The organism is Bacillus haynesii, from assembly GCF_001969855.1.
Classification (GTDB): Bacteria; Bacillota; Bacilli; order Bacillales; family Bacillaceae; genus Bacillus; species Bacillus haynesii.
This window is the reverse complement of sequence record NZ_MRBL01000016.1, coordinates 188,146-210,418: the sequence shown is the minus strand read 5'-3', so window position 1 is coordinate 210,418 and position 22,273 is coordinate 188,146. Positions and strand designations below refer to the sequence as shown.

Sequence of the window (22,273 nt, the reverse complement as noted above, 5' to 3'; positions counted from 1 at the left end):
ATATCTGGCTGGCAGGCATGATAGACTGAATAAAAAAAGAAGGGAATTAGACGATGACAAACGTTCATGAAGCCATTACAGTACATTCAAAAAAACAGCACCAGCACATCAAGAAGTTCGTGCGTCTCGAACAGGAGAGGGAAAAAGCGATCGATGAAGCGGTCGATAAGTGCCGGCGAAACGAAGCATTTTCAACCGACCTCATCAACCAAATTACAGTGCAGATAAACGAATTGGCCAAAAAAGGCATCGTTCCCACGAGACGGCTCGTTTCGAAAGAAATGGTCGCCGAATACGTCAGCCGAAAATATCCACAGGCCTAGCTGGTGGATCCTTCCGCGTGTGGTGTCATGTTTTTTTGCAAAACATAAACCTGACCCGCCCGCTGGAGGTGAAGTGTAATGGGAAGAACAAAGCTTGGCAACGCGAATGCACAGCGAAACAACAACGCTAAAAAGAAGAACGGCTTTAACACTGAATTTGCGACTGAATCCTATTCGCAAATGGAAGCCGCAAAATTAATTTCAAGCAAAAAACAGCACCAAAAATAGAAACAGCGTCGCTAGACGCTGTTTTCATCATTTTTGCTCCTGTGGTACAATAAGTGCATTGTATGATGAAAGGAAGTTTCCATAATGAACAAGAAGCTGCTGCTTGTAGACGGGATGGCTTTATTATTCCGGTCTTTTTTTGCGACTGCGGTGCACCGCAATTTTATGCTGAATGACAAAGGCGTGCCGACAAACGGGGTTCACGGCTTTTTAAAACACCTGTTAACAGCGGTGTCTGCGTTTGAACCGAGCCATGTCGTCTGCTGCTGGGACATGGGAAGCAAAACGTACCGCAACGATTTATTTAAGGATTATAAAGCGAACCGGAGCGAGCCGCCTCTAGAATTGATTCCGCAATTTGACATGGCAAAGGAAGCGGCGGAAGAGCTCGGGATTTTAAATATCGGCCTTGCGGGCTATGAAGCCGATGACTGCATCGGCACGCTGTCAGCGATGTTCAGCGAAGAAGCGGAGATCACGATCGTCACCGGTGATAAAGATTTGCTTCAGCTTTTAACAGTCAATGTTAAAGTTGCTCTGCTTCAAAAAGGAATCGGCAATTATAAAGTATACACGGAAGAATCATTCAGTGAAGAGACCGGTGTCGAACCGAAGGCTTTAATTGACATCAAAGCGCTGATGGGCGATACAAGCGATAATTACCCTGGGGTAAAAGGCATCGGCGAAAAAACGGCCTACAAGCTGATCAAGGAATATTCAACTGTTGACCGGCTGCTGGAAAACATCGGTCAGCTGACAAAGGGCCAGCAGACGAAAATAACCGAATGTCTTGAAGACCTGAAGCTGTCCAGAATCCTTGCAGAAATCAAATGCGATGTACCGCTTTCCTGCTCATTGGACGATGCGGACTTCACCTTGATGCATGACAGGGCAAAGGAGATGCTGAGACTTCATCAAATACGGGGAATCGAACCGCTGCTGATGAAATTCGAAAAAAGAGAGATCGGATAACCGATCTCTCTCAGCGTGCTGCCAAACCCTCGCATTCGTTGTCAGGCCTGTGCTCCGGTGCTCACGAATTATAACATTCGCTCCGCTCCGGTGCTCGGGCTTCCTAGACTGCAAGGGTTTTCAGACACCCTGAATGGGATGACAAATTCCTAAAAATAAAACCTTTTAGGAATTTGTCAATCATCTAAAGAGAGATCGGGTAACCGATCTCTCTAATGTTTTGTATTGCTTTTTTTCGCCCGGTTTTCAAGCTCGGTTTTTGGGTCTGTATGCCGGTTATCCCGGTTCAATACAATATCTCCCTGGGGCGTGACACCGCCTGTCAGGCGGCCTCTTCCTGCTGAATGCTGTTTTTCCACTTGAACCACCTCACTCGTTATGATGTGCAGCGGGAATGGATTTTACTCGGGGGCGTTCAGCAATATCGCTTTTTTCGCCAGCTTGTCAGCCGCCTGATTTGACTTCGAAGGAATCCACTTGATAAAAAATAAATCAAAATCCTTTTTTAAGCGGATGATTTCATCCAGATATGGCTTAAAATCCTGATTTTTGACAAACTCCGAATCCGCCGTGCGCTCGACGATCTGCGAATCGGTCCGAAACGAAACGATCCGGTAGTTTCGTTCGGCGCACAGCTTCATTCCTTCGATCAGCGCCTGGAATTCCGCTTCATGGTTGCTCAGTGAGCCGGCGGGAAGGGAGAAGGACTCGGTCTTCTGACCGTCTTTGATGAAAATGCCAAGTCCGGACGGTCCGGGATCACCGGCGCTTGCTCCGTCGATATAGACCTCAACCGGCATTGTTTTCGCTCCTTTCATCCAAAGGGGTGATTCTTTTAGCGGCATACGCGTACGGTGCTGCGAAAACAGCGACAACGAATTTCAAGACGTATGTCGTGATAAAAATTTGAATCCATACATCCAGCGGATAAACGCCCATAAACGCAACGCTTGTAAAAATCAACGTATCGAGCAGCTGGCTTAGGGCTGTACTGCCGCTGTTGCGAAGCCATAGTGCCCGATCGGAAGGAAATAACCTTCTGATTCCCGAATATACATAAACATCAAGCGTTTGGCTGATGATATAGGCGAGCAGGCTGCCGAGCGCCACGCGGGGCAAGAAGCCGAATATCGTCTCCAGCGCAGGCTGTGCGATGTCTTCAGGATGCGGCTTGAATAGAAGCGCTCCCTGCATGACGAGCGTCAAGGTAATCAGAATGAAAAAACCGATTGAAACGGCTTTTTTCGCTTCTTCCTTTCCGTATCTTTCATTGATGACGTCGGTCGCAAAAAATACGCTTCCGTACAGGATGTTGCCGAGTGTCGCAGTCAAACCGAACAGCTCGACCGTTTTGACCACCTCGATATTGGCGGCGGCTGTCGCAAAACCGATCCAGACAAATAAACCGGTTTTGCCAAATCGTTTAAAAAAGAAGAGAACAATGATAAAATTAATGATCGCAAAACTAATCCATAATATTTCGTTAAACAAGAACGAGTACTTCCTTTCTGAATAAACTGTTTTGATTATAGCATAACAAGCCATAATTTGAATAAAGGTGATTTTGTGAAACTGAGAGCAGGCATGAAAATCAAGATTAAAGGGTCTTCACCCATTCAATTTACAGCTGATGAATGGATCGAGGTGAAAGAGGCAGTGGCGGCCGGGCGTCAGCTTTCTCAAAGTCCGTATGTCACTGAACTCGAGTTCGAAGATGAGAAGGGCAGCTTTTGGACCGTGAAAGAGCTGGAAAAGCTGAAAGAGGAACTTGCGGTTGAACCGGATGAGATCACCGTGTATTTTGACGGCAGCTATGATAAAGAAAGTCAGCTCGCCGGTTTAGGCATTGTGATATATTACTCCCTCGGCGGGGAGCGGTATCGATTGAGAAAGAACAAGAGCTTTCGGCTGACAACGAATAACGAGGCGGAATATGCGGCTCTCTCCGAAGCCGTGAAAGAGCTTAGAGATCTCGGGGCAAGCAGGAACTCCGTCGTCATTAAAGGGGATTCGCTCGTCGTGCTGAACCAGCTCGAAGGAAACTGGCCATGCTATGATCCCGTTCATTCGAAATGGCTGGACAGAATCGAAAGCCAGCTTCAAAAATTAAAGCTCACGCCCACCTATATTCAAATCAGCCGCAAAGATAACAAGGAAGCGGACCAGCTCGCAAAAAAAATGCTTGAGCATACCATTGTGGAAAGCCAAATCAAACTAGATGAATAACGGAGATGAACGTTTTGGATAAGAAAGAGATCTTTAAGGAACTGACACATTTGCAGGACACCTACTGTGAAGGGTGCTTCATCAAAAAACACTTCAGAAAAGAATACGGAAAAACGTATGCCCACGCATTTTGCATTTCAAAATGTACGGTCGGAGAAAAGCTCCGCACATATGGAGACGTGCTGACTAACAAAAATTGATCCCTAAAAATTCCCCAATAGGCCATCATCCATGAAAACCGGGTTTTCGGGCCACGCTAAAAAACCGCTGAACGCGGTTTTTTTAGTGCTGTGATTCATCAAGCTGGTGCTGGCAACTATTTAATATGTTGAGCTGTTCGTTTAAAAAGTCTTCATCCAGTGCTGATAATTCCTCAGCCTCTGACAGCTGTCTGGCATCTTCAATGGATTGATACGCCGATTTCAGCAAAGTGGAGCTTTTTTGCCTCGTTGCCATTCCCGTCGTTTTTTGGGCTGTTTCTACGGCTATTTCAAGCTGCTTGCGCTGATTAAATCCCGTTTCGAGATCATCGTGATGTTCTGATTTCATGATCATACACCTCCGACAAGTATTTTTTCTAAAAAAGGCATTTTTATGTGTAAAATAGAAAAAATAAAGTAAAATTAATCCGATATAACTATTGAACCTAAAAAATATAAGTCTTTATTACTAATTTAGGTAATCATAAAAAAAGGAGTCTGAGGAACAGTGGAAAGCAATGAACTGCAAACCGTTCTTCACAAGACATTTGTGGAGGTATATAAAGATCTTGAACAGCTCGTTGATATTGCGAAAAAGGGGCGTCCATCTCTCGAGAAGAATATTGAGGAAATCGAGCAAAGGCTGAAGCAAAATATACTGGCGATCGAAATTCAGCTGAAAATTAAATAGGAGAGGCAAAAAATGCCTCTCCTCTTATTTGAAGTCTCAATTTGTTCTGATTTTGTTAAAGCTTTACAACGTTAGATGCTTGAGGTCCACGATTACCTTCAACAATTTCGAAAGAAACTTCTTGTCCTTCTTCTAGAGATTTGTATCCGTCACCTTCGATTGCAGTGAAATGAACGAATACATCGTCTCCTCCTTCAACTTCGATGAAGCCGAAGCCTTTTTCATTGTTAAACCATTTTACTTTACCGTTTTGCATATTGCTTAATCCTCCTAGTACTGTAGCACAATGTGCTAAAAAAAATTTTCATCATCTAACGGTGTTCTGCTAAATGATGGTTTCACTATACACTATCTATGGAGGCTTCGTCAAGCTGTCAAGAGAAAAAAATGAACTTTAATGCTTTTTTAAGGAATTTCTTTGAAATCGTTTTCAATTTATGGTTATTCAACATCATTTTTCGCAAAGCGGATGAAACATTTTAAGCGTCAGTCCGTATATAATAAAACCAATATCAGGAATGTGAACAGGAGTGTTAACAGATGAGCCGTTATTCGGTTGATGAGTTTGTATCCAAAACCCAGCAGGAAGACAAAGGGGAGGGGCTGTTTGAAATGGAAACGCCCCGTCTCTTGGAAGTCAATCTCGACGGAAAAGTGTGGGCAAAGGCCGGTTCGATGATTTCCTACAGAGGAAGAGTCAAATTTAAGCGTGAAGGGGTATTTGAACACGGAATTGGACGGATGGTGAAAAAAGTGTTCAGCGGCGAAGGGGCTGCACTGATGAAAGCGGAAGGAAACGGAAAGGTGTACCTCGCGGATCAAGGAAAGAAGATATCCATCTTAAACTTGAATCAAGACTCCATATTTGTGAATGGGCACGACCTGCTCGCTTTTGAGTCGTCGATCCATTGGGACATCAAACTGATGAAAAGAATTTCCGGTATGCTTGCCGGCGGGCTGTTTAACATTAAGCTTGAAGGAACAGGAATGGCTGCAATCACAAGCCATTATGAGCCGCTCACTTTGATCGTAACCCCGGAAAGCCCCGTCTATACCGATCCAAACGCAACGGTTGCCTGGTCTGGAAGCCTGCAGCCTGAATTTGTGACAGATGTCTCTTTTAAGACGTTCATCGGCAGGGGAAGCGGGGAATCGATCCAAATGAAGTTTTCAGGGAACGGGTTTGTCGTTGTGCAGCCGTTTGAAGAAGTTTATTACTCGGAATCTTAATATCAAACAAAAAACACTTGCAGAGCAAGTGTTTTTTTGCATCGAATTTTTTTAGGACAGCGCCCGGACAGTCTGTTTTTTGTTCATGATGATTTCAGACTGCTCGATAATGTCCGTCAGGATGACTTCTGATGAATTGGATAAATGCAGGCTTTTAATGTTTTTCTTCATTTCGTTTAATTTTTTCTCATCAGCCAAAAGGGAAGAGACTGATTCAAGAATCTCCTCATGCCTGTTGACGACGATGGCAGCCCCTCTGTCTTCGAAGAACAGGGCATTTTCCTTTTCCTGCCCGGGAACAGGCTTGTAAAGGATGACGGGAACGCCGATTGCCGTGGCCTCTGTCAAGGTAATTCCGCCCGGCTTTGTGATCATGCAGTCAGCCACCCTGAACAGCTCGTCAATTCTTTCGATATAACCGAGCGTTTTCAGCTTGTTTGGATAAAGGGCTTCAATGTCTTCCAGTGAAGATTTCAGCATCGAATTTTTTCCGCACACGACGACGACTTGAACATCTTCTTCCGTCACCAGAGATTCGCACAGTTCTTTTACGTTTTTCAGAACCCCGTGTGCGCCTGCCATGATCAGCAATATCTTCTTGTCGGGAGACAGCTGATACTTCTCGTAGATCTTATCTTTGTCCATTTCTTCTTCAAACTGCCTGCGGATCGGAATGCCCGTGATCTTGACGTTGCTCGGGTGAGTGCCGATTTCGAGCAGTTTTTCCTTCACGTAATCAGTTGCTACGTAATATTTATCAATATGTTCGTGGACCCAAATTTTATGAAGACAGAAATCCGTCATGACGTTAAAAGTCGGAATGACTTTTCCCATTCTCCGTCTGTATTCGGGCACGACAATCATTGGAAACGTATTGATGATGATATCTGGCTGATGTTTTTTAACCAGTTGGTCCAGCCGTTTATTTCCCATTTTGAAATAAATATTAAACTTTCTTTTATTGTAAATTTTATCGACCCCATAGTAGAAAAGACGATAAAACTGTTTACCGATTGAGAAGCTTTTCAGGTAGAGATACTGCGTGATCTCTGACACAATCGGATTTGATTCTTGATACAAATTCGAAACAGTTACATTCTTAAAACCGAGCCGTTCGCACTCTTGGTAGAGCGTTTTGGCTACTTGAACATGGCCATTTCCGTAATTTGCAGTCAAAATTAATATATTTTTATTGGTATTCAAGCATATTCACCTCAATTAATTCAAACAGCAAGAGCTAAAATGGTAAAAAAACAGGAGTCAATGTCCACACATACCATACCATAAATATTATTTTAATTATAAATGAAGAACAAAAATTAAGGTATTTTTAAAGTATGGATCGGCAGGAAAGCACTGGGTTCCTTAAATTCCTGCTTTCGCTGCAAAGCCGAACCCCCCTTATGGAAGACTAACCCAACTGTATTTTAACACATTTTGAATGTCTTGCATCAGACCAGGGCATGAGAATTTCATTTCCACTCATATGGTGTTTCCTGGTAAACGTAGTAGTTCAGCCAGTTCATAAACAAAAGAGTCGCATGGGCTTTCCAGCGGTTTACAGGCACCGCACCGTCCGGCCCGTCTTTAAAATAATTCACCGGCGGATCAATGTCCATGTTCCTGGCTAAATCTCTTTCATACTCTTCTTTAAGAGTATCTGTATCATACTCAGGATGTCCAGTTAAAAAAACTTGTTTTTCATCTTTTGAAGCAATTAAACAGACGCCCGCTTCATCGGATATGCTGAGCACTTTTAAGTGGGAAACGGCTTTTAAGTCATCCATATTTATATCTGTATGCCTCGAATGCGGGACATAGTAGAACTCTTCAAAGCCTCTGACCAGTCTTTCATTTTTCTCCATTATTCTGTGTTCAAAAACGCCAAATGTTTTTTTCGGCAGTTTGACTTTGCGAATCCCGTAGTGATGATACAGTCCTGCCTGCGCTCCCCAGCAGATGTGAAGCGTTGATGTGACATGTGTTTTGCTCCAGTCTAAAATCTCCTGGAGTTCTTCCCAATAGGATACCTCTTCGAACTCCAGGTGCTCGATCGGTGCACCGGTAATAATCATGCCGTCGAATTTTCGGTCCCTGATTGAAGAAAAAGTTGTATAAAACTGTTCCAAATGCTGCCTTGGTGTATGTTTTGGCGTGTGTGTAGACGGTATTAAAAAAGTGAAATATACCTGTAAAGGAGAATTTCCGAGCATCCTGAGCAGCTGTGTCTCGGTCTTAATTTTCTGCGGCATCAGATTAAGAATCACAATATTTAATGGTCTGATGTCCTGATGAAAAGCCCGTTTTTCATCCATGACAAAAATATTTTCACTTTCAAGAATCTGCTTAGCTGGCAAATTGATAGGTATGTTGATAGGCAACACGCCACCTCCGGTTTTCTCCGCTGATTTTTCTTCATTATAGGAACTTTTTGGCGATATTTCAATGTGTGAATTGTGTTACAATGAAAGAAGTGTGTGAAAAATATGGAAAATCATCGTGTGATGAACCAAAAGGAGGCTCCTCTTGCAAATGAAATCCCATTTATCAGACATAGAAATCGCCCAAAGTACGGAATTAAAACCGATTACCGAAATTGCACGGAAACTCAATATAAATGACGAAGAAATAGAGTGTTTTGGTTGCACAAAAGCGAAAATTTCTTTAAAAATTTTTGAGCGTTTAAAAGAAAAACCCGATGGACAGGTGATCTTGGTAACCTCCATCAACCCGACCCCGGCAGGCGAGGGGAAGTCGACTGTCACCGTCGGATTGAGCCAGGCGCTCTGGCAGATTGGCAAAAAATCGATCGTTGCACTGAGGGAACCTTCACTCGGTCCGACGATGGGCCTGAAAGGCGGGGCTGCCGGAGGAGGATTTTCCCAGGTTCTTCCGATGGAGGATATCAACCTTCACTTTACGGGAGATATGCATGCGATCACAGCTGCAAACAACGCTTTGGCGGCTTTTATAGACAATCATATTCATCAGGGGAACGAATTAAACATCGATATCAGAAAAATCGTCTGGAAAAGGACGCTTGATCTCAATGACAGGGCGCTGCGTGAAACCGTTGTCGGCTTGGGCGGAAAAGCGAACGGATTTCCCCGGGAAGATGGCTTTGACATTACCGTCGCCTCGGAAATCATGGCCGTTTTATGCCTGGCCGGAGATTTGGCCGATTTAAAAAAGCGCCTGGCAGCAATGATCGTTGCCTATACCGTTGACGGAGAGCCGGTGACGGCCGGCATGCTCGGTGTACAGGGAGCGCTTGCCCTCCTGTTAAAAGATGCAATCAAACCAAACCTTGTTCAAACTGTTGAAGGAACACCGGCGCTCGTCCACGGAGGCCCGTTTGCAAACATCGCTCACGGGGCAAACAGTCTGATCGCGACTAAAACGGCTGCGAAACTGGCTGATTATGTCGTGACTGAAGCGGGATTTGGCGCTGATTTAGGTGCTGAAAAATTCATGCACATCAAAACGAGAGCCGGCGGGTTTACCCCGGGAGCGGTCGTGATCGTCGCCACCGTCAGAGCGCTGAAAATGCATGGCGGAACGCCTCTCGCCGATTTGAAGCAAAAAGACGTAAAAGCATTAAAAAGCGGAATTGCAAACCTTGCGAAGCATATCGAAACGATAGACGCGTTCGGTCTTCCATACGTTGTGGCCGTCAACAGATTCGTACAGGATACGGAGGACGAGCTTGAGACGGTTCTTGGCTGGTGCAGGGACAACGGGCATCCGGCTGCACTGTGCAATGTTTGGGAAGAGGGCGGAAAAGGCGGGATTGACCTCGCAAGGGAAGTTATTCATGTCATGGAACAAAAGGACAATCGTTTTTCCTATTTATACGAATTAACCGACTCGATCGAAGACAAATTAACCAAGATTTCCCGCACCGTTTATGGAGCCGAAGGGGTAGAGTTTACCGAAAAGGCGAAAAAGCAGCTGCTTGAATTGAAAAAGAACGGGTTGGACGGACTGCCTGTCTGCGTGGCGAAAACTCAGTATTCTTTATCAGATGACCCGGGGAAAACCGGCAGGCCGCAAGGTTTTATCATCACTGTCCGCGAATTAAAACCATCGAGGGGCGCGGGATTTATCGTCGCTTTGACAGGCAGTATTTTAACAATGCCCGGTCTGCCGAAACATCCTGCTGCACTTAAGATGGATGTCGACGAAAACGGCAAGGCTAAAGGTTTATTCTAAAAAGGAGGGACCGTCATGTCCATTTACGATATCAGCGTCAAGACGATTAAAGGCGAGGACACGACACTGAGGCCGTATAAAGGCAAAGTGCTTCTTATTGTCAACACGGCTTCAAAGTGCGGATTTACCCCTCAATATCAACAGCTTCAAGACTTGTATGAAGCATATAAAGACCGGGGATTTGAGATTCTTGGCTTTCCCAGCAACCAATTCATGAATCAGGAGCCGGGCGATGAAAAAAGCATTGAAGAATTTTGCAGCGTCAATTACGGTGTCACGTTTCCGATGTTTTCGAAGGTGAATGTAAAAGGGGATCAAATCCACCCGCTGTTCCGCCACTTGACGAACAAGGCGAAGGGCATGCTTGGAACAAAAGCGGTCAAATGGAATTTCACAAAATTTCTCGTCGATCAAACCGGCGAGAACGTCGAGCGTTTTTCACCCCAAACCAATCCAAAGGAGATGGAGGAGACCATTCAGAAATGGCTGGGCTGAATCATGAACAAACAGAACAGATCCGCTTGATGTCCGAATGGGTAAAAGAGAAGCTCGCAGCCGAAGGCACAGGACATGACTGGCTGCATATCGAAAGGGTGCGGAACGTAAGCCTTCAGATCGCAAAAGAAGAGGGTGCAGATCTGTTTATGACCGAAGCTTGCGCACTTCTCCACGATGTGATTGATGAAAAGCTGTCCGATGAACACCGGGTTCCGCTTCAGGAGCTGAAAAGGCGCCTGTCAGAAGACTGGATGGTCGATCCGGAAACGGTTGACGGGATTCTTGCCATCATTACAAGAATTTCATTCAGAGACAGAGAGAAATATAAAGACGAACCCCTTTCAAAAGAAGGAATGGTTGTCCAGGACGCCGATCGGCTTGATGCGATCGGCGCCGTCGGGATTGCCAGGGCTTTGATGTATGCGGGGGCAAAGGGCCATCTCCTCTATGGGAGCGGCGATGCACCTACTGCGGTCGGCCACTTTTACGAGAAGCTTCTCCTTTTAAAAGATTTGATGAATACGAAGACGGGACGGATGCTCGCGGAAAAAAGGCATAAGCTGATGCTCGAATTCCTCAGCGAACTGGAAAATGAATGCGCCTTCTCCAGAGAAAGCCGCCTTGATAGATCAGGGCCGGGGGTTATGGTAGAATAGGACCGGATCTTTAAACAGAGGGGGACAATGATGAAAATTAAATCGATAGAACCGACACCGAGTCCGAATACAATGAAGGTGATTTTGACCGAAGAACTGCCGGGCGGTAAAAGCAATAATTATAAAAAGGATCATGCGGAAGGCGCGCCTCCCGTCATTCAAGAGGTTTTAAACATAGACGGAGTAAAAGGCGTCTACCATGTGGCCGATTTTATCGCTGTCGAGCGCAATGCCAGATTTGACTGGAAAGACATCCTCCCTGCGGTGCGCGCTGCATTCGGAATGGACGAAGCCGAAGAGGCGGGGAGCCGTTCCGAAGAAAAAGAATCGTTTGGCGAGGTTAAAGTCTTCGTGCAAATGTTCAGCGGGATACCGATGCAGGTGAAATTGACCGACGGTGAGCGCGAGGAGCGCTTCGGCCTTCCGGAACGTTTCCAGGAAGCGATCTTGAAGCTTAAGACCGCGTCTTCCAACGTCGTGCTCGAACGGTCATGGAAAGAGCAAGGCGTCAGATTCGGCGATTTTTCAGAAATCGGCCGCGAAGTAACGGAAGAGCTTGAGGCGGCTTACGATGAAGAGCGCCTGCGGAAGCTGACGGAATCAGCCGCGTCAAGCGATGCTGAGGGTAAACGCGCCGCTGTGCAACGAAAGTCTTACCGGGTAACGCTTGAAATGATGGATGAGGAAGATTGGCAAAAACGCTATGCCCATCTTGAACAAATGGATCCGGCTGAAGAGGATATTCCCGTCCTCGAAAAAGCGCTCAATGACCCGAAAACATCGATCAGAAGGCTTGCTGTCGTTTATTTAGGCATGATCGAGACGCCTGCGGTGCTTCCTCTTTTATATAAAGCGCTCGAAGACAAAACGATCACGGTCAGAAGAACGGCCGGTGATTGTCTGTCAGATATCGGAAACCCGGAAGCGATTCCGGCGATGATCAAAGCGCTGAAGGACCCGAGCAAGCTTGTGCGTTGGAGAGCCGCCATGTTTCTGTACGAAGTCGGCGATGAAAGCGCGCTTCCCGCTTTAAAAGAAGCTGAAAACGATCCGGAATTTGAAGTCAGCCTTCAGGTCAAAATGGCGATCGAACGGATCGAATACGGTGAGGAAGCAAAAGGCTCCGTTTGGAAGCAAATGACGGAAAGCCGCAAAAAAGACGGCTGACAAGGACGCTGGAAACAGCGTCTTTTTTTATATCTCAAGCCCTCCGCTTCAGAAGCTGCCAATCCGGGTATTTTGAAAAAAGTCACGCGTCTTGTTATAAAATATCACTTTTTCTATAAAAATATTTCGAATATTGTTGAAAAACACCCTGAAAATATATATAGTAGTTAGCAATCATATGGAATGTGGAGGTTCTGATTCATGGGGAATGATTTACAGATGAAGATCAAAACAGCCGTCATCTTGCGGATCAGTCCGGCAAGCGGTTAACAGACAGTTTTTTAAAACTGAATATTCAGAAAATATAGAATGTAAATACGAAGATATTTAGGAGGATCACGATGACAGGTTTACGTAGTGATATGATTACAAAAGGGATCGACAGAGCGCCGCACCGCAGTTTGCTGCGAGCGGCTGGGGTAAAAGAAGAGGACTTCGGCAAACCGTTTATTGCCGTTTGCAACTCATACATCGATATCGTACCGGGTCATGTCCATTTGCAGGAGTTTGGAAAAATCGTCAAAGAGGCGATCAGAGAGGCCGGCGGTGTTCCGTTTGAATTTAATACAATCGGGGTTGACGACGGAATTGCGATGGGGCACATCGGAATGAGATATTCTCTACCGAGCCGCGAAATCATCGCAGATTCAGTAGAAACGGTTGTGTCGGCGCACTGGTTTGACGGAATGGTATGTATTCCAAACTGTGATAAAATCACACCGGGCATGATTATGGCGGCAATGCGGATCAACATTCCGACCGTGTTTGTCAGCGGGGGACCGATGGAAGCGGGAAGAACGAGCGACGGACGAAAAATCTCGCTTTCCTCTGTATTTGAAGGCGTTGGCGCTTATCAATCCGGCAAAATCGATGAGAAAGGGCTTGAGGAGCTTGAACAGTTCGGCTGTCCGACTTGCGGGTCTTGCTCGGGCATGTTCACGGCCAACTCGATGAACTGTCTTTCTGAAGCTCTTGGCATCGCAATGCCGGGCAACGGCACCATTTTGGCGACATCGCCCGACCGCAGGGAATTTGCCAAACAGTCGGCCGGCCAGCTGATGGAGCTGATCAAGGCGGATATCAAACCGCGCGACATCGTAACCGAAAAAGCGATCGACAACGCTTTCGCTTTAGACATGGCGCTCGGCGGATCAACGAATACGATCCTTCATACGCTTGCGATCGCCAATGAAGCGGGTGTAGACTATTCGCTTGAACGGATCAATGAGGTAGCGGCAAGGGTTCCGCATTTATCAAAGCTTGCACCGGCTTCCGATGTGTTTATTGAAGATTTGCATGAAGCAGGAGGCGTATCAGCAGTCTTAAACGAGCTGTCGAAAAAAGAAGGCGCGCTTCACTTGGATACGCTGACTGTAACGGGAAACACGCTTGGCGAAAATATTGCCGGGCGCGAAGTGAAAGATTACGAGGTCATTCATCCGATCGATCAGCCGTTTTCAGAGCAAGGCGGACTCGCCGTCCTGTTCGGCAACCTGGCGCCTGACGGTGCAATCATTAAAACGGGCGGCGTTCAAGACGGGATTACCCGTCATGAAGGACCTGCGGTTGTCTTTGATTCACAGGAAGAAGCGCTTGACGGTATCATCAACCGTAAAGTAAAAGCGGGAGATGTCGTCATCATCCGCTATGAAGGTCCTAAAGGCGGCCCGGGAATGCCTGAAATGCTTGCGCCGACTTCGCAGATCGTCGGAATGGGACTCGGTCCGAAAGTCGCCTTGATTACCGACGGCCGCTTTTCTGGAGCCTCCCGCGGTCTTTCGATCGGCCACGTCTCGCCAGAAGCAGCCGAAGGCGGCCCGCTTGCTTTCGTAGAAAACGGTGACCATATCGTTGTCGATATCGAAAAGCGGATTTTAAACATTGAAATCTCCGATGAAGAATGGGAAAAAAGAAAAGCAAACTGGCCCGGATTTGAACCGAAAGTGAAAACAGGCTATCTCGCCCGATATTCAAAGCTTGTGACATCTGCCAATACCGGCGGCATTATGAAAATCTAGCGGTTTTTTTGCCCGGTGTTTGAAATTCAGCCCCCTCTGTAGTATCCTTGACATCAGTAGTCAAGGTTTATAGAGGGGGCTTTTTAATATGTCAACAGCTTATGAAGAATACATGCGCCAACTCGTTCTTCCGATGCGTCAGGAATTGGTGCAGGCCGGCTTTAAAGAGTTAACGACCGCGGAAGAAGTTGAGACATTCATGGAAGGTGCAGAAGGCACGACTTTCGTCGTCGTCAACTCAGTCTGCGGATGTGCCGCCGGGCTGGCGAGACCGGCAGCCGTTCAAGCCGTCTCCGGAAGCGAAAACGGGCCTGACGAGACCGTTACAGTCTTTGCCGGACAGGACCGTGAAGCAACGGCAAAAATGAGGGAATACTTCGAAGGATATGAACCGTCTTCACCTTCAATGGCACTGCTGAAAGGCAAAGAAGTCGTTCATTTCATTCCGCGTGAACAGATTGAAGGCCGTGAAATGACGGAGATTATGAAAAACATCACGGACGCTTTTGAAAAACATTGCTAAAATGCCCTTTGAAGGGCATTTTTTACGGAGAAAAACATGATTGTCACAACAAGCTACAGACCGACTGAAAGCACGATTTTAACGGCAGAAAAAATCAGCCGGACGCTCGGCGCCCGCTTTTCCGAACGGAGAAAACGGCCGATTCGTCAAATCCGGCAAACAGAGCAGGATGATGTTCTCGTGGTTGGAAAAGAACGCTTCGAGCTGTATCATTCAGAAGGTGAAAAATTCTTTTTCCACCCGAACTCTGCGATGTTCCGGGCCAAGCGCATGTTAAAAGGCGAACCGGACCCTTTTGTCGAAGCTGCACAAGTTGAACCGGGGGACAAGCTGCTCGATTGTACGCTCGGCCTTGGTTCAGACGCGATCATTGCGAGCCTTGCCGCAGGCGAACAAGGTGAAGTGCGCGGAATTGAAAAAAGTCAGCTCCTCGCTTTTCTTGTCGAGGCGGGGCTTCAATCGTGGGAGACAGGCCTTGACGCTTTGGATCAGGCGATGAAAAGGATTCGGGTTCATTCAGGCGACAGCATTGATTACCTGCTGGAACTTGATGATGATTCAGCAGATATCGTCTACTTCGACCCGATGTTTGATGATGAAATCAAAGAATCAGACGGCATCGCCCCTTTAAGAAAGTGGGCGCATTCCGAGTTTACCCTTGACGGTGCTTTACATGAAGCTCTTCGGGTCGCCAGAAAAAGAGTGGTGCTGAAAGACCACTGGAAGAGTCCGCGCTTTGAAAAATACGGATTTCGCGTAAAAAAACGCAAAACGGCCCTGTTTCATTACGGTGTCCTCGAAAAATGAAAACCCAAGGTATATACCTTGGGTTTTTTTAATCTGCGATTTCCATGACGATAAAATAAGCGAGGGTAATGAATGAAGCGGCTATAAAAAGACCTTCAATCATGAACGATCACTCCCAGTTTTGGAATTTTCATCTTTGATTGTAAACGTTTTATCGCGAAAAGAAAAGGCGTTTTGTGTTTCTGCACATCCACTTTATGAATGACTGAAAATTCAACCTATGATAGAATAAAAGAAAACGAAAAAGCGATCAGAAGGGAACAAACCAGTCATGAAGATGTGGATGAGAAAAGCGCTTGTCGCATTATTTACAATTGCAACGTTCGGCCTTGTATCTCCTCCTGCGGCATTGATGGCGGACAAGCCGCAGGAGCATCAGAGCGTGAAAGAGTCCGGGTATACAGCTGTTTATCAAAAGGATGAAGAGCCCGAGCATGACGAAGACGGCGAATCCAAATCTTCATTTGACACCTACAAGGATGAACTGCTCAATGAAGCGGAAGATCTTTCATTCGTAAAATTCGGCAGCAGGATATCGCCGGTCATTGAAGACGAGTACAGGGAAGAAGTGCTTCCAAAGATCGAGGAGATCATCGTCAGCCATCTCATGACAATGCAGGACAATCACGCTTACCAGGATCTTGTCATTTCCAAAACGCCGACGGCGGGGAAGTCGGAGAAAATCTTTCACGTTTACAACCGGAAAACGGGGGAAGATGTGCTAAGGTTCCATGTGCGCAGGGACAAGCCGCCGCATAAAGGGTACTGGTTTAACTTTCATTACCATACTGCCGAAGACGGCTTTCAAAAACATCACGATCTCGGAAGCATTTACTGGGACCGCAATACACCGCCTAACTGGATGAGTCACTAAAGGAGATTGATGCAGATGAAGAAGTACACGATGAATGAAATGGTGCACTTAACGAAAAATATGCTGAATGAGCGCGGGGTTACGATTGAGGATATCGCGCTCATCGTCCAAAAACTGCAGGAAAAATACCATCCTGATCTCCCGCTTGATGTATGCGTTGAGAATGTCGAAAAGGTCTTAAACAAAAGGGAAATCGTTCATGCCGTTTTAACGGGGATAGCGCTTGACCAGCTTGCCGAGAAAAAGCTGTTGCCTGAACCGCTTCAATATTTGGTCGAAACGGATGAACCCCTTTACGGGATCGACGAGATTATTCCGCTTTCTATCGTAAACGTCTACGGTTCGATCGGCTTGACGAACTTCGGCTATCTGGATAAGGAAAAATTCGGCATCATTAAAGAACTGGACGACTGTCCGGACGATGAGGTTCATACATTCCTTGATGATATCGTCGCTGCCTTGGCGGCAGCTGCGGCAAGCCGAATTGCCCATTCGCATCAAGATCTTGAGGATGAAGTGCAGGAAGTGAGAACAGACGGTCAGAGCGTTGCGAAAAGCCGCTGAAAAGGCTCAGCCATCCCCGCCATCAGGCGGGGTTTTTTATGCCGCATATTTTATGCCTTATCTCGAAAAATATCTTGTTTTCGAAAGGTTAAACAAGATACACTACAAAAGGATGAAAAAAATGAAACATCATGCGGATATGTGCCGTCATATGTAAGAAAACCGGAAAAGAATAAAACGGGGAATGAGACCAATACATTCGGGCGGCCTGATCAGAATGAAAACCTCGAAGAAAGGTTTCCTCTCATCATAGCTTTAACCTCCATCCTCATCATCATGTTCACAGATGATCATACAAAGAGATGAGTATCATCCGGCATTATTTCGCTACAAACATCATAAGGGGGCTTTAAACAATGATTTCATTGATTGCTGCCATGGACAGAAACCGCCTGATCGGCAAAGACAATGATCTGCCATGGCATCTGCCGCAAGATTTGAAGTATTTTAAAGAAGTGACGAAAGGACACGCCGTGATCATGGGGAGAAAGACGTTTGAATCCATCGGCAGACCTTTGCCTCACCGGGAGAACATCATCATCACATCCAATAAAGAACTGGATATCCCGAATTGTCAGGTGATGCACTCGGCAGAGGAAGCGGTGCGGTTTGCGAAAAACAGAAACGAAGAATGTTTTGTCATCGGCGGTTCAACACTATATACGGAGATTCTGCCTTTTGCGGACAAGCTGTATGTGACAAAAATCGATGAAACCTTTGAAGGGGACCGGTATTTTCCTGAATTCAATGAAGCTGAGTGGGAAATCGTTTCGAGGCGGAAAGGCCTGAAAGATGACAAAAATCCTTATGACTACGAATTCCTCGTTTATCAAAGAAAAGGATAAAGGAGAGGATTTTTCATGTTTCGCTATTGTTTTTTATGGATTTATTCGGCCTATATGCTCATCAAGCATATCAAGCTCCTGCAGGCACTGCAGACACTTGACCCGCGCCTTTCGTATGCCAATCAGATGGAAGCTGTCTTTGATAAGCCGAAAGCTTTTTTGCGGGGGTGCATCGGCTTAACCGGTTCGACTGTTTCCATCCATCAGAACGGGAGATCGCCGGCGAGTCCCGTGCTTTACGTACACCCAAAGCTCGGTCTGTCAGAGCTCGCCGTGCTGCTCGGACACCTTGACAAAACCGCCTCGTTTTTTGCTGATCCGCGCGCCTTTCGTTATCCGCTGATCAACGGCTGGCTCAATAAAATGGCCGCGGTCAGAAAAAGTACCGACAAGGAAGCATTGCTTGAAGAAGTGGAAGAGATCGTCCGGAAAGGCCAAAGCTTTATTCTGTCTGAAGATGACGGACTCGATTACAAATCTTTATCCAAAAGGCTCGGCATTCCGATCGTTGCAGTCGAAACAGCCGGTACGGATCACATGAAGAAAGGCAAGTTGTTCAAGAGGCTGAGACCTGCTGATATCGATTTGACGATCCACTCAGCATACGTCATGACTGAAAACAAACAGCTTCAGGCATAAAAAAACCAGGCTCCCATAAAGGAAGCCTGGTTTTCGCCGTTTATGATACAAACGGCACCTTTGCCACGTAGAAAAGCACGCAGAAAAACATAGAGGCGCTGCCGCCGAGCACGAAAGTGTGCCAAATCGCATGATGATACGGGATCTTTCTCCATAAATAAAAGATGGTTCCGACAGAATACAATATTCCCCCTAGGAGCAGCAGGGCGAAACCTTCTCCGGTCAAGGCCGTATAAAGCGGCTTGATCGCAATGATTGCCATCCAGCCCATCACAAGGTACACCAGTGTGCTGACCACGATAAATCGTTTCACAAAAAAGATTTTAAACACAACCCCGCCAATCGCAAGCCCCCAGACGACCGCAAGCATCGTATAGCCAAGCGCGCCTTTCAAAGGTCCGAGGAGCAGCGGTGTATATGTGCCCGCAATCAGTACGTAGATGGCTGAGTGATCGATGATCTCAAGAATATCTTTCGTTTTTTGGTGCTGAATGCTGTGCAGAAGGGTTGAACTTAAATACAGGAACAGCATGGAAGCGCCGAAAATTGAAAAGCTGACAACATCCACCGGACTTCCGTAGCGGATCGCAAATATCACTAAAAATACGATGGCGGGAATTGACAGGAGGACGCCGAGTCCATGGGTTATTGCATTTGCAATTTCTTCTTTAATCGTGTACATACGAAGACACCCTTTCTAATCTTGAATAATGTGATGCTTTAAAGAGCTTAAAAAACGGAGGCCTTCAAGTGTGATTTTTGTCCCGGCTCTTCCGCGGCCCTTTGTAATAAACTCTCTTTTTTCCAAATAATCCAATCTGCTTCGCACTTGCTGGGGTGTAAGCTCCGACTTGCCGTTTTTGCTCAGCTCGGACAGAACCCTGCGACTGGCAGGCTCTCCTTTTTCATTTAATTGCTTGATTGTATCGAGCAAAAACGCAAACTCCTCTTTTTCCATTAAGGTAAGTGATGTTGAAGCCGTTTTTTTGTCTTTTGGCTTCTTCTTTTCAATTTGTTCTCTTAACGCCGGCGGTGTGTCGTAAAGCTGAATCGTTTTTCCGTCTGAGACGGTTTTCATATAATCCGTCATGTTTTTGAGTTCTCTGACGTTCCCCTCAAACTCATGCTGCTCTAAAGCCTTCCAAACGACCGGTTCGACATATATGTCATGATCCCCGCTTTTTAAAAAATGATGCACGAGAAGGGGGATGTCGCTTCGCCTTTCAGCAAGGGAGGGAAGCGGAAGGTCGAGCACATTGAGCCTGTAGTACAGATCTTTGCGGAATTCGCTGCTTTCAATCCGTTCACCGAGAGGTACGCTTGAAGACGTGATCAGTCTTTTTGGCAACCCTTTTTCAATGGCTGCCAAAAGCTTGCCCTGAAGAGGCAAGGAAAGGCCCCACACTTCATCGAGAAACAGGGTCCCGGGTTCATTCATCTCTGAAAGAAAAAAGTCTTCAGCTGTTTCATCTTCATCCAGCGTGCTGCAGCTTACTAGTGTGAAGGGATCATGCTTGAACGATGATCCGGAGTGAATGGCTTTGGCGAACAGCTCTTTGCCTGTGCCTGTTTCCCCATGGATCAGAATCGGATGGGAAGATGCTGCGAATTGTATCGCTCTGTTTTTCGTTTGCAAAAAGGAATCGCATTCCCCGATCAGCTCGGAGAAGTCTACGGGCGGATACGTGTGTTTAATCATGGCGGTTCTCCTTTTGGTTCCAATTGGTTCTATTATAACACCCAATTAGAACAAATAAAGAGTTTTTTGAAAAAAAGTGCATGGGCAGCACATTAAAAATCGAAAAGAATCCCGTATATATTGAGAAAGTGTATAATATTCTGTAAATAACAAAGAATGGCCCTTTAAATTTTGAATATTCATGATATAATGGCGTATTAAATAAAGCTTTAAATAGAAAGGATCTTATACATGAAACCGTTGCTTAAAGAAAACTCTCTCATCCAAGTCAAAGACATTTTAAAAGCCCACCAAAATGTAAAAGATGTTGTTATTCATACCCCTCTCCAAAAAAATGAGAGGCTGTCCGAGAGGTACGATTGCAACGTATATTTAAAAAGAGAAGACCTGCAGGTTGTCCGCTCTTTTAAACTGAGAGGCGCCTATTATAAAATGAAGCAGCTTTCAAAAGAAACGACGAAAAACGGGGTGGTCTGCGCCAGTGCAGGAAACCATGCACAGGGAGTCGCTTTTTCCTGTAAACATCTCGGTATTCACGGAAAGATTTTTATGCCGTCAACGACCCCGAGGCAAAAAATTTCCCAAGTCGAATTGTTCGGCAAGGAATACGTCGAGATCATCCTGACAGGCGACACGTTCGATGATGCGTATCAAAGCGCAGTCGCCTGCTGTGAGGAAGAAAAACGCGCATTTATCCACCCGTTTGACGACCCTGCCGTCATGGCTGGCCAGGGAACGGTCGCGGTCGAAATCTTAAACGATATCGAAACTGAACCCCATTATTTATTCGCAAGCGTAGGCGGAGGCGGCCTGCTTTCAGGAGTGGGAACCTACATGAAAAACGTGTCCCCGGATACAAAGTTGATCGCGGTTGAACCTAAAGGCGCGCCGGCTCTTTTTGAATCAAACAAAAAAGGCGAAGTCGTCACCCTCGAGAAAATCGATAAATTTGTAGACGGAGCCGCTGTCCAGAAAATTGGCGAAGAGACATTTAAAACGCTTGAAACCGTTGTCGATGATATTTTGCTCGTTCCTGAAGGAAAGGTATGCACCGCGATTCTTGAGCTGTACAACCAATGCGCGATTGTCGCCGAGCCTGCGGGAGCACTGCCGATCGCCGCTTTAGACCTTTACAGGGATGAAATTAAAGGGGAAAATGTCGTATGCATCGTGAGCGGAGGAAACAACGATATCGGCAGAATGCAGGAAATCAAAGACAGATCGATGATGTATGAAGGACTCCAGCATTATTTCATTGTGAACTTTCCGCAAAGGGCGGGAGCTTTGCGCGAATTTTTAGATGAAGTGCTCGGGCCGACCGACGATATCACCCGGTTTGAATATACGAAGAAAAATAATAAAAGCAGCGGCCCTGCGCTCGTCGGCATTGAATTAAAGCAGCGCGATGACTACGAACCGCTGATCGCGAGGATGGACAGGAAAGGCTTCCGCTATGTCGAAGTCAATAAAGATGAAGGGCTTTTTCATTTGCTGATTTAAGAAATTTTTTTGAAAACAAGCATAAATCACAGACAACGGCTCCTGAGATTATGTATAATAAAGAAAATATCTCATAAATGAGGATTGATAGCTTGTTACTTAAAAGCCTGGAGTTCAAACGTTCGGATGGACAGAAGGTGAAGGTGACGGAAATACCCCTGCTTAAGGAGGACGACCCGCATTTTTTTATGGCCAATCTGAGGCTCGAAATCTTTTTAAAGACGCTTTATTGCTCAAAGCGGAAAAAAAACGTCTATTCCTTTAGAGAATACTTAAAGAGAGCATTGAAATGGCAGGATTACCTGGCCATTTATCAACAGGAAGAATTGAAGCATAACGCATAAGAATTCATAGCATTCTTTGCCGGCCCATGAAGAGACCCAAATCCGCTTTGAAAAGGG

General features: G+C 46.0%; 29 protein-coding genes. 20 read left to right on the top strand and 9 right to left on the bottom strand.

The genetic code is table 11. The features are described from left to right. The first annotated feature begins 53 nt into the window (after positions 1–53). The 3 genes from BTA31_RS13925 (at position 54) to BTA31_RS13920 (ending at position 1,523) form a co-directional block, all read left to right on the top strand. Positions 54–323, top strand: a complete 270-nt coding sequence (locus BTA31_RS13925) for a YpbS family protein (RefSeq protein ID WP_076792522.1) — start codon at positions 54–56, stop codon at positions 321–323. Between the two features lie 78 nt (positions 324–401). After that, entirely contained in the window at positions 402–551 is a 150-nt protein-coding gene (locus BTA31_RS23035) for a hypothetical protein (protein ID WP_003182852.1), read from the top strand. 84 nt (positions 552–635) lie between these two features. Continuing rightward, positions 636–1,523: a 5'-3' exonuclease gene (locus BTA31_RS13920; RefSeq protein ID WP_043926946.1), complete on the top strand. Its 888-nt coding sequence runs from the start codon at positions 636–638 to the stop codon at positions 1,521–1,523. A gap of 212 nt (positions 1,524–1,735) precedes the next feature. Here the strand turns inward: BTA31_RS13920 and sspL are convergent, their stop codons facing one another. From sspL to BTA31_RS13905, 3 genes are read right to left on the bottom strand one after another with little or no spacing between them, the layout of a single operon-like run. Further along, positions 1,736–1,882 carry a small, acid-soluble spore protein L gene (sspL, locus tag BTA31_RS13915; protein WP_003182847.1) on the bottom strand — a complete coding sequence of 49 codons (147 nt, stop codon included), beginning with the start codon at positions 1,880–1,882 and terminating at the stop codon, positions 1,736–1,738. Between the two features lie 42 nt (positions 1,883–1,924). Next, on the bottom strand, positions 1,925–2,323 hold the full coding sequence (locus BTA31_RS13910; protein WP_043926945.1) for a reverse transcriptase-like protein: 399 nt from the start codon (positions 2,321–2,323) through the stop codon (positions 1,925–1,927). Then, positions 2,313–3,014: a queuosine precursor transporter gene (locus BTA31_RS13905; protein WP_043926944.1), complete on the bottom strand. Its 702-nt coding sequence runs from the start codon at positions 3,012–3,014 to the stop codon at positions 2,313–2,315. The genes BTA31_RS13910 and BTA31_RS13905 overlap by 11 nt, the downstream gene beginning before the upstream one ends. 75 nt (positions 3,015–3,089) lie before the next feature. Between BTA31_RS13905 and BTA31_RS13900 the strand changes: the two genes are divergently transcribed. Beyond that, entirely contained in the window at positions 3,090–3,749 is a 660-nt protein-coding gene (locus BTA31_RS13900) for a reverse transcriptase-like protein (protein ID WP_043926984.1), read from the top strand. A gap of 14 nt (positions 3,750–3,763) precedes the next feature. Then, positions 3,764–3,949 (top strand): zinc-finger domain-containing protein, encoded by a 186-nt coding sequence (locus BTA31_RS13895; RefSeq protein WP_003182841.1) that lies wholly within the window; start codon positions 3,764–3,766, stop codon positions 3,947–3,949. Positions 3,950–4,031: 82 nt separating this feature from the next. Here BTA31_RS13895 and BTA31_RS13890 read toward each other — a convergent pair whose 3' ends face one another. Then, positions 4,032–4,298 carry a DUF2564 family protein gene (locus BTA31_RS13890; RefSeq protein ID WP_076792519.1) on the bottom strand — a complete coding sequence of 89 codons (267 nt, stop codon included), beginning with the start codon at positions 4,296–4,298 and terminating at the stop codon, positions 4,032–4,034. Between the two features lie 159 nt (positions 4,299–4,457). Here BTA31_RS13890 and BTA31_RS13885 point away from each other — a divergent pair, with 159 nt between their 5' ends. Further along, on the top strand, positions 4,458–4,640 hold the full coding sequence (locus BTA31_RS13885; protein WP_003182837.1) for a hypothetical protein: 183 nt from the start codon (positions 4,458–4,460) through the stop codon (positions 4,638–4,640). 55 nt (positions 4,641–4,695) lie between these two features. Here the strand turns inward: BTA31_RS13885 and cspD are convergent, their stop codons facing one another. Then, a complete protein-coding gene (cspD, locus tag BTA31_RS13880; RefSeq protein ID WP_003230776.1) occupies positions 4,696–4,896 on the bottom strand; it encodes a cold-shock protein CspD in 201 nt (66 codons plus the stop codon). A 284-nt stretch (positions 4,897–5,180) separates the two neighbouring features. Here cspD and BTA31_RS13875 point away from each other — a divergent pair, with 284 nt between their 5' ends. Then, positions 5,181–5,870 carry an AIM24 family protein gene (locus BTA31_RS13875; protein ID WP_076792517.1) on the top strand — a complete coding sequence of 230 codons (690 nt, stop codon included), beginning with the start codon at positions 5,181–5,183 and terminating at the stop codon, positions 5,868–5,870. 51 nt (positions 5,871–5,921) lie between these two features. On the opposite strand, the gene BTA31_RS13870 is transcribed toward BTA31_RS13875, so the two are convergent. Together BTA31_RS13870 and metA are read right to left on the bottom strand one after the other, a co-directional pair. Next, positions 5,922–7,073 carry a diglucosyl diacylglycerol synthase gene (locus tag BTA31_RS13870; protein ID WP_076792515.1) on the bottom strand — a complete coding sequence of 384 codons (1,152 nt, stop codon included), beginning with the start codon at positions 7,071–7,073 and terminating at the stop codon, positions 5,922–5,924. Positions 7,074–7,342: 269 nt separating this feature from the next. After that, the gene (metA, locus tag BTA31_RS13865) at positions 7,343–8,251 is read right to left on the bottom strand and encodes a homoserine O-acetyltransferase MetA (protein WP_076792512.1); all 909 of its coding nucleotides are present in this window, start codon (positions 8,249–8,251) and stop codon (positions 7,343–7,345) included. A gap of 151 nt (positions 8,252–8,402) precedes the next feature. On the opposite strand from metA, the gene BTA31_RS13860 reads away from it, so the two are divergent. The 11 genes from BTA31_RS13860 to BTA31_RS13810 all read left to right on the top strand — a co-directional run bounded on the left by BTA31_RS13860 (position 8,403) and on the right by BTA31_RS13810 (position 18,673). Beyond that, positions 8,403–10,082 (top strand): formate--tetrahydrofolate ligase, encoded by a 1,680-nt coding sequence (locus BTA31_RS13860; protein WP_043926980.1) that lies wholly within the window; start codon positions 8,403–8,405, stop codon positions 10,080–10,082. Between the two features lie 15 nt (positions 10,083–10,097). Then, a complete protein-coding gene (locus tag BTA31_RS13855) occupies positions 10,098–10,577 on the top strand; it encodes a glutathione peroxidase (RefSeq protein ID WP_076792509.1) in 480 nt (159 codons plus the stop codon). Continuing rightward, positions 10,565–11,236 (top strand): HD domain-containing protein, encoded by a 672-nt coding sequence (locus BTA31_RS13850; RefSeq protein ID WP_076792506.1) that lies wholly within the window; start codon positions 10,565–10,567, stop codon positions 11,234–11,236. The genes BTA31_RS13855 and BTA31_RS13850 overlap by 13 nt, the downstream gene beginning before the upstream one ends. Positions 11,237–11,266: 30 nt before the next feature. Then, positions 11,267–12,403, top strand: a complete 1,137-nt coding sequence (locus BTA31_RS13845; protein ID WP_076792503.1) for a conserved virulence factor C family protein — start codon at positions 11,267–11,269, stop codon at positions 12,401–12,403. A gap of 341 nt (positions 12,404–12,744) precedes the next feature. Continuing rightward, positions 12,745–14,421: a dihydroxy-acid dehydratase gene (ilvD, locus tag BTA31_RS13840; RefSeq protein WP_076792500.1), complete on the top strand. Its 1,677-nt coding sequence runs from the start codon at positions 12,745–12,747 to the stop codon at positions 14,419–14,421. 88 nt (positions 14,422–14,509) lie between these two features. After that, the gene (locus tag BTA31_RS13835) at positions 14,510–14,944 is read left to right on the top strand and encodes a BrxA/BrxB family bacilliredoxin (protein WP_043926931.1); all 435 of its coding nucleotides are present in this window, start codon (positions 14,510–14,512) and stop codon (positions 14,942–14,944) included. A 36-nt stretch (positions 14,945–14,980) separates the two neighbouring features. Continuing rightward, positions 14,981–15,751, top strand: a complete 771-nt coding sequence (locus BTA31_RS13830; RefSeq protein WP_043926930.1) for a class I SAM-dependent methyltransferase — start codon at positions 14,981–14,983, stop codon at positions 15,749–15,751. Between the two features lie 271 nt (positions 15,752–16,022). Beyond that, on the top strand, positions 16,023–16,625 hold the full coding sequence (locus tag BTA31_RS13825) for a YpjP family protein (protein WP_043926929.1): 603 nt from the start codon (positions 16,023–16,025) through the stop codon (positions 16,623–16,625). Between the two features lie 15 nt (positions 16,626–16,640). Further along, complete coding sequence (locus tag BTA31_RS13820; RefSeq protein WP_043926927.1) at positions 16,641–17,189, top strand: phosphatidylglycerophosphatase A family protein; 549 nt, start codon at positions 16,641–16,643, stop codon at positions 17,187–17,189. 356 nt (positions 17,190–17,545) lie between these two features. Continuing rightward, positions 17,546–18,034: a dihydrofolate reductase gene (locus tag BTA31_RS13815; protein ID WP_076792498.1), complete on the top strand. Its 489-nt coding sequence runs from the start codon at positions 17,546–17,548 to the stop codon at positions 18,032–18,034. Positions 18,035–18,049: 15 nt separating this feature from the next. After that, positions 18,050–18,673 carry a hypothetical protein gene (locus BTA31_RS13810; RefSeq protein ID WP_076792495.1) on the top strand — a complete coding sequence of 208 codons (624 nt, stop codon included), beginning with the start codon at positions 18,050–18,052 and terminating at the stop codon, positions 18,671–18,673. A 40-nt stretch (positions 18,674–18,713) separates the two neighbouring features. Here the strand turns inward: BTA31_RS13810 and trhA are convergent, their stop codons facing one another. Beyond that, on the bottom strand, positions 18,714–19,355 hold the full coding sequence (gene trhA, locus BTA31_RS13805; RefSeq protein ID WP_003182805.1) for a PAQR family membrane homeostasis protein TrhA: 642 nt from the start codon (positions 19,353–19,355) through the stop codon (positions 18,714–18,716). 15 nt (positions 19,356–19,370) lie between these two features. Continuing rightward, positions 19,371–20,372 carry a sigma 54-interacting transcriptional regulator gene (locus tag BTA31_RS13800; RefSeq protein ID WP_076792492.1) on the bottom strand — a complete coding sequence of 334 codons (1,002 nt, stop codon included), beginning with the start codon at positions 20,370–20,372 and terminating at the stop codon, positions 19,371–19,373. Positions 20,373–20,603: 231 nt separating this feature from the next. Between BTA31_RS13800 and ilvA the strand changes: the two genes are divergently transcribed. Both ilvA and BTA31_RS13790 read left to right on the top strand, forming a co-directional pair. Continuing rightward, complete coding sequence (gene ilvA / locus BTA31_RS13795) at positions 20,604–21,872, top strand: threonine ammonia-lyase IlvA (RefSeq protein WP_076792490.1); 1,269 nt, start codon at positions 20,604–20,606, stop codon at positions 21,870–21,872. A gap of 92 nt (positions 21,873–21,964) precedes the next feature. Beyond that, a complete protein-coding gene (locus BTA31_RS13790; protein WP_043926921.1) occupies positions 21,965–22,216 on the top strand; it encodes a YpmP family protein in 252 nt (83 codons plus the stop codon). The last annotated feature ends 57 nt before the right edge of the window (positions 22,217–22,273 follow it).

Excerpts from the sequence above, each read along its gene's own strand:
- BTA31_RS13925 (WP_076792522.1), top strand. The coding sequence starts at position 54 with ATGACAAACGTTCATGAAGCCATTACAGTACATTCAAAAAAACAGCAC.
- BTA31_RS23035 (WP_003182852.1), top strand. The coding sequence starts at position 402 with ATGGGAAGAACAAAGCTTGGCAACGCGAATGCACAGCGAAACAACAAC.
- BTA31_RS13920 (WP_043926946.1), top strand. The coding sequence starts at position 636 with ATGAACAAGAAGCTGCTGCTTGTAGACGGGATGGCTTTATTATTCCGG.
- BTA31_RS13910 (WP_043926945.1), bottom strand. The coding sequence starts at position 2,323 with ATGCCGGTTGAGGTCTATATCGACGGAGCAAGCGCCGGTGATCCCGGA.
- BTA31_RS13890 (WP_076792519.1), bottom strand. The coding sequence starts at position 4,298 with ATGAAATCAGAACATCACGATGATCTCGAAACGGGATTTAATCAGCGC.
- cspD (WP_003230776.1), bottom strand. The coding sequence starts at position 4,896 with ATGCAAAACGGTAAAGTAAAATGGTTTAACAATGAAAAAGGCTTCGGC.
- BTA31_RS13875 (WP_076792517.1), top strand. The coding sequence starts at position 5,181 with ATGAGCCGTTATTCGGTTGATGAGTTTGTATCCAAAACCCAGCAGGAA.
- BTA31_RS13860 (WP_043926980.1), top strand. The coding sequence starts at position 8,403 with ATGAAATCCCATTTATCAGACATAGAAATCGCCCAAAGTACGGAATTA.
- BTA31_RS13855 (WP_076792509.1), top strand. The coding sequence starts at position 10,098 with ATGTCCATTTACGATATCAGCGTCAAGACGATTAAAGGCGAGGACACG.
- BTA31_RS13850 (WP_076792506.1), top strand. The coding sequence starts at position 10,565 with ATGGCTGGGCTGAATCATGAACAAACAGAACAGATCCGCTTGATGTCC.
- BTA31_RS13845 (WP_076792503.1), top strand. The coding sequence starts at position 11,267 with ATGAAAATTAAATCGATAGAACCGACACCGAGTCCGAATACAATGAAG.
- ilvD (WP_076792500.1), top strand. The coding sequence starts at position 12,745 with ATGACAGGTTTACGTAGTGATATGATTACAAAAGGGATCGACAGAGCG.
- BTA31_RS13835 (WP_043926931.1), top strand. The coding sequence starts at position 14,510 with ATGTCAACAGCTTATGAAGAATACATGCGCCAACTCGTTCTTCCGATG.
- BTA31_RS13830 (WP_043926930.1), top strand. The coding sequence starts at position 14,981 with ATGATTGTCACAACAAGCTACAGACCGACTGAAAGCACGATTTTAACG.
- BTA31_RS13825 (WP_043926929.1), top strand. The coding sequence starts at position 16,023 with ATGAAGATGTGGATGAGAAAAGCGCTTGTCGCATTATTTACAATTGCA.
- BTA31_RS13820 (WP_043926927.1), top strand. The coding sequence starts at position 16,641 with ATGAAGAAGTACACGATGAATGAAATGGTGCACTTAACGAAAAATATG.
- BTA31_RS13815 (WP_076792498.1), top strand. The coding sequence starts at position 17,546 with ATGATTTCATTGATTGCTGCCATGGACAGAAACCGCCTGATCGGCAAA.
- BTA31_RS13810 (WP_076792495.1), top strand. The coding sequence starts at position 18,050 with ATGTTTCGCTATTGTTTTTTATGGATTTATTCGGCCTATATGCTCATC.
- trhA (WP_003182805.1), bottom strand. The coding sequence starts at position 19,355 with ATGTACACGATTAAAGAAGAAATTGCAAATGCAATAACCCATGGACTC.
- BTA31_RS13800 (WP_076792492.1), bottom strand. The coding sequence starts at position 20,372 with ATGATTAAACACACGTATCCGCCCGTAGACTTCTCCGAGCTGATCGGG.
- ilvA (WP_076792490.1), top strand. The coding sequence starts at position 20,604 with ATGAAACCGTTGCTTAAAGAAAACTCTCTCATCCAAGTCAAAGACATT.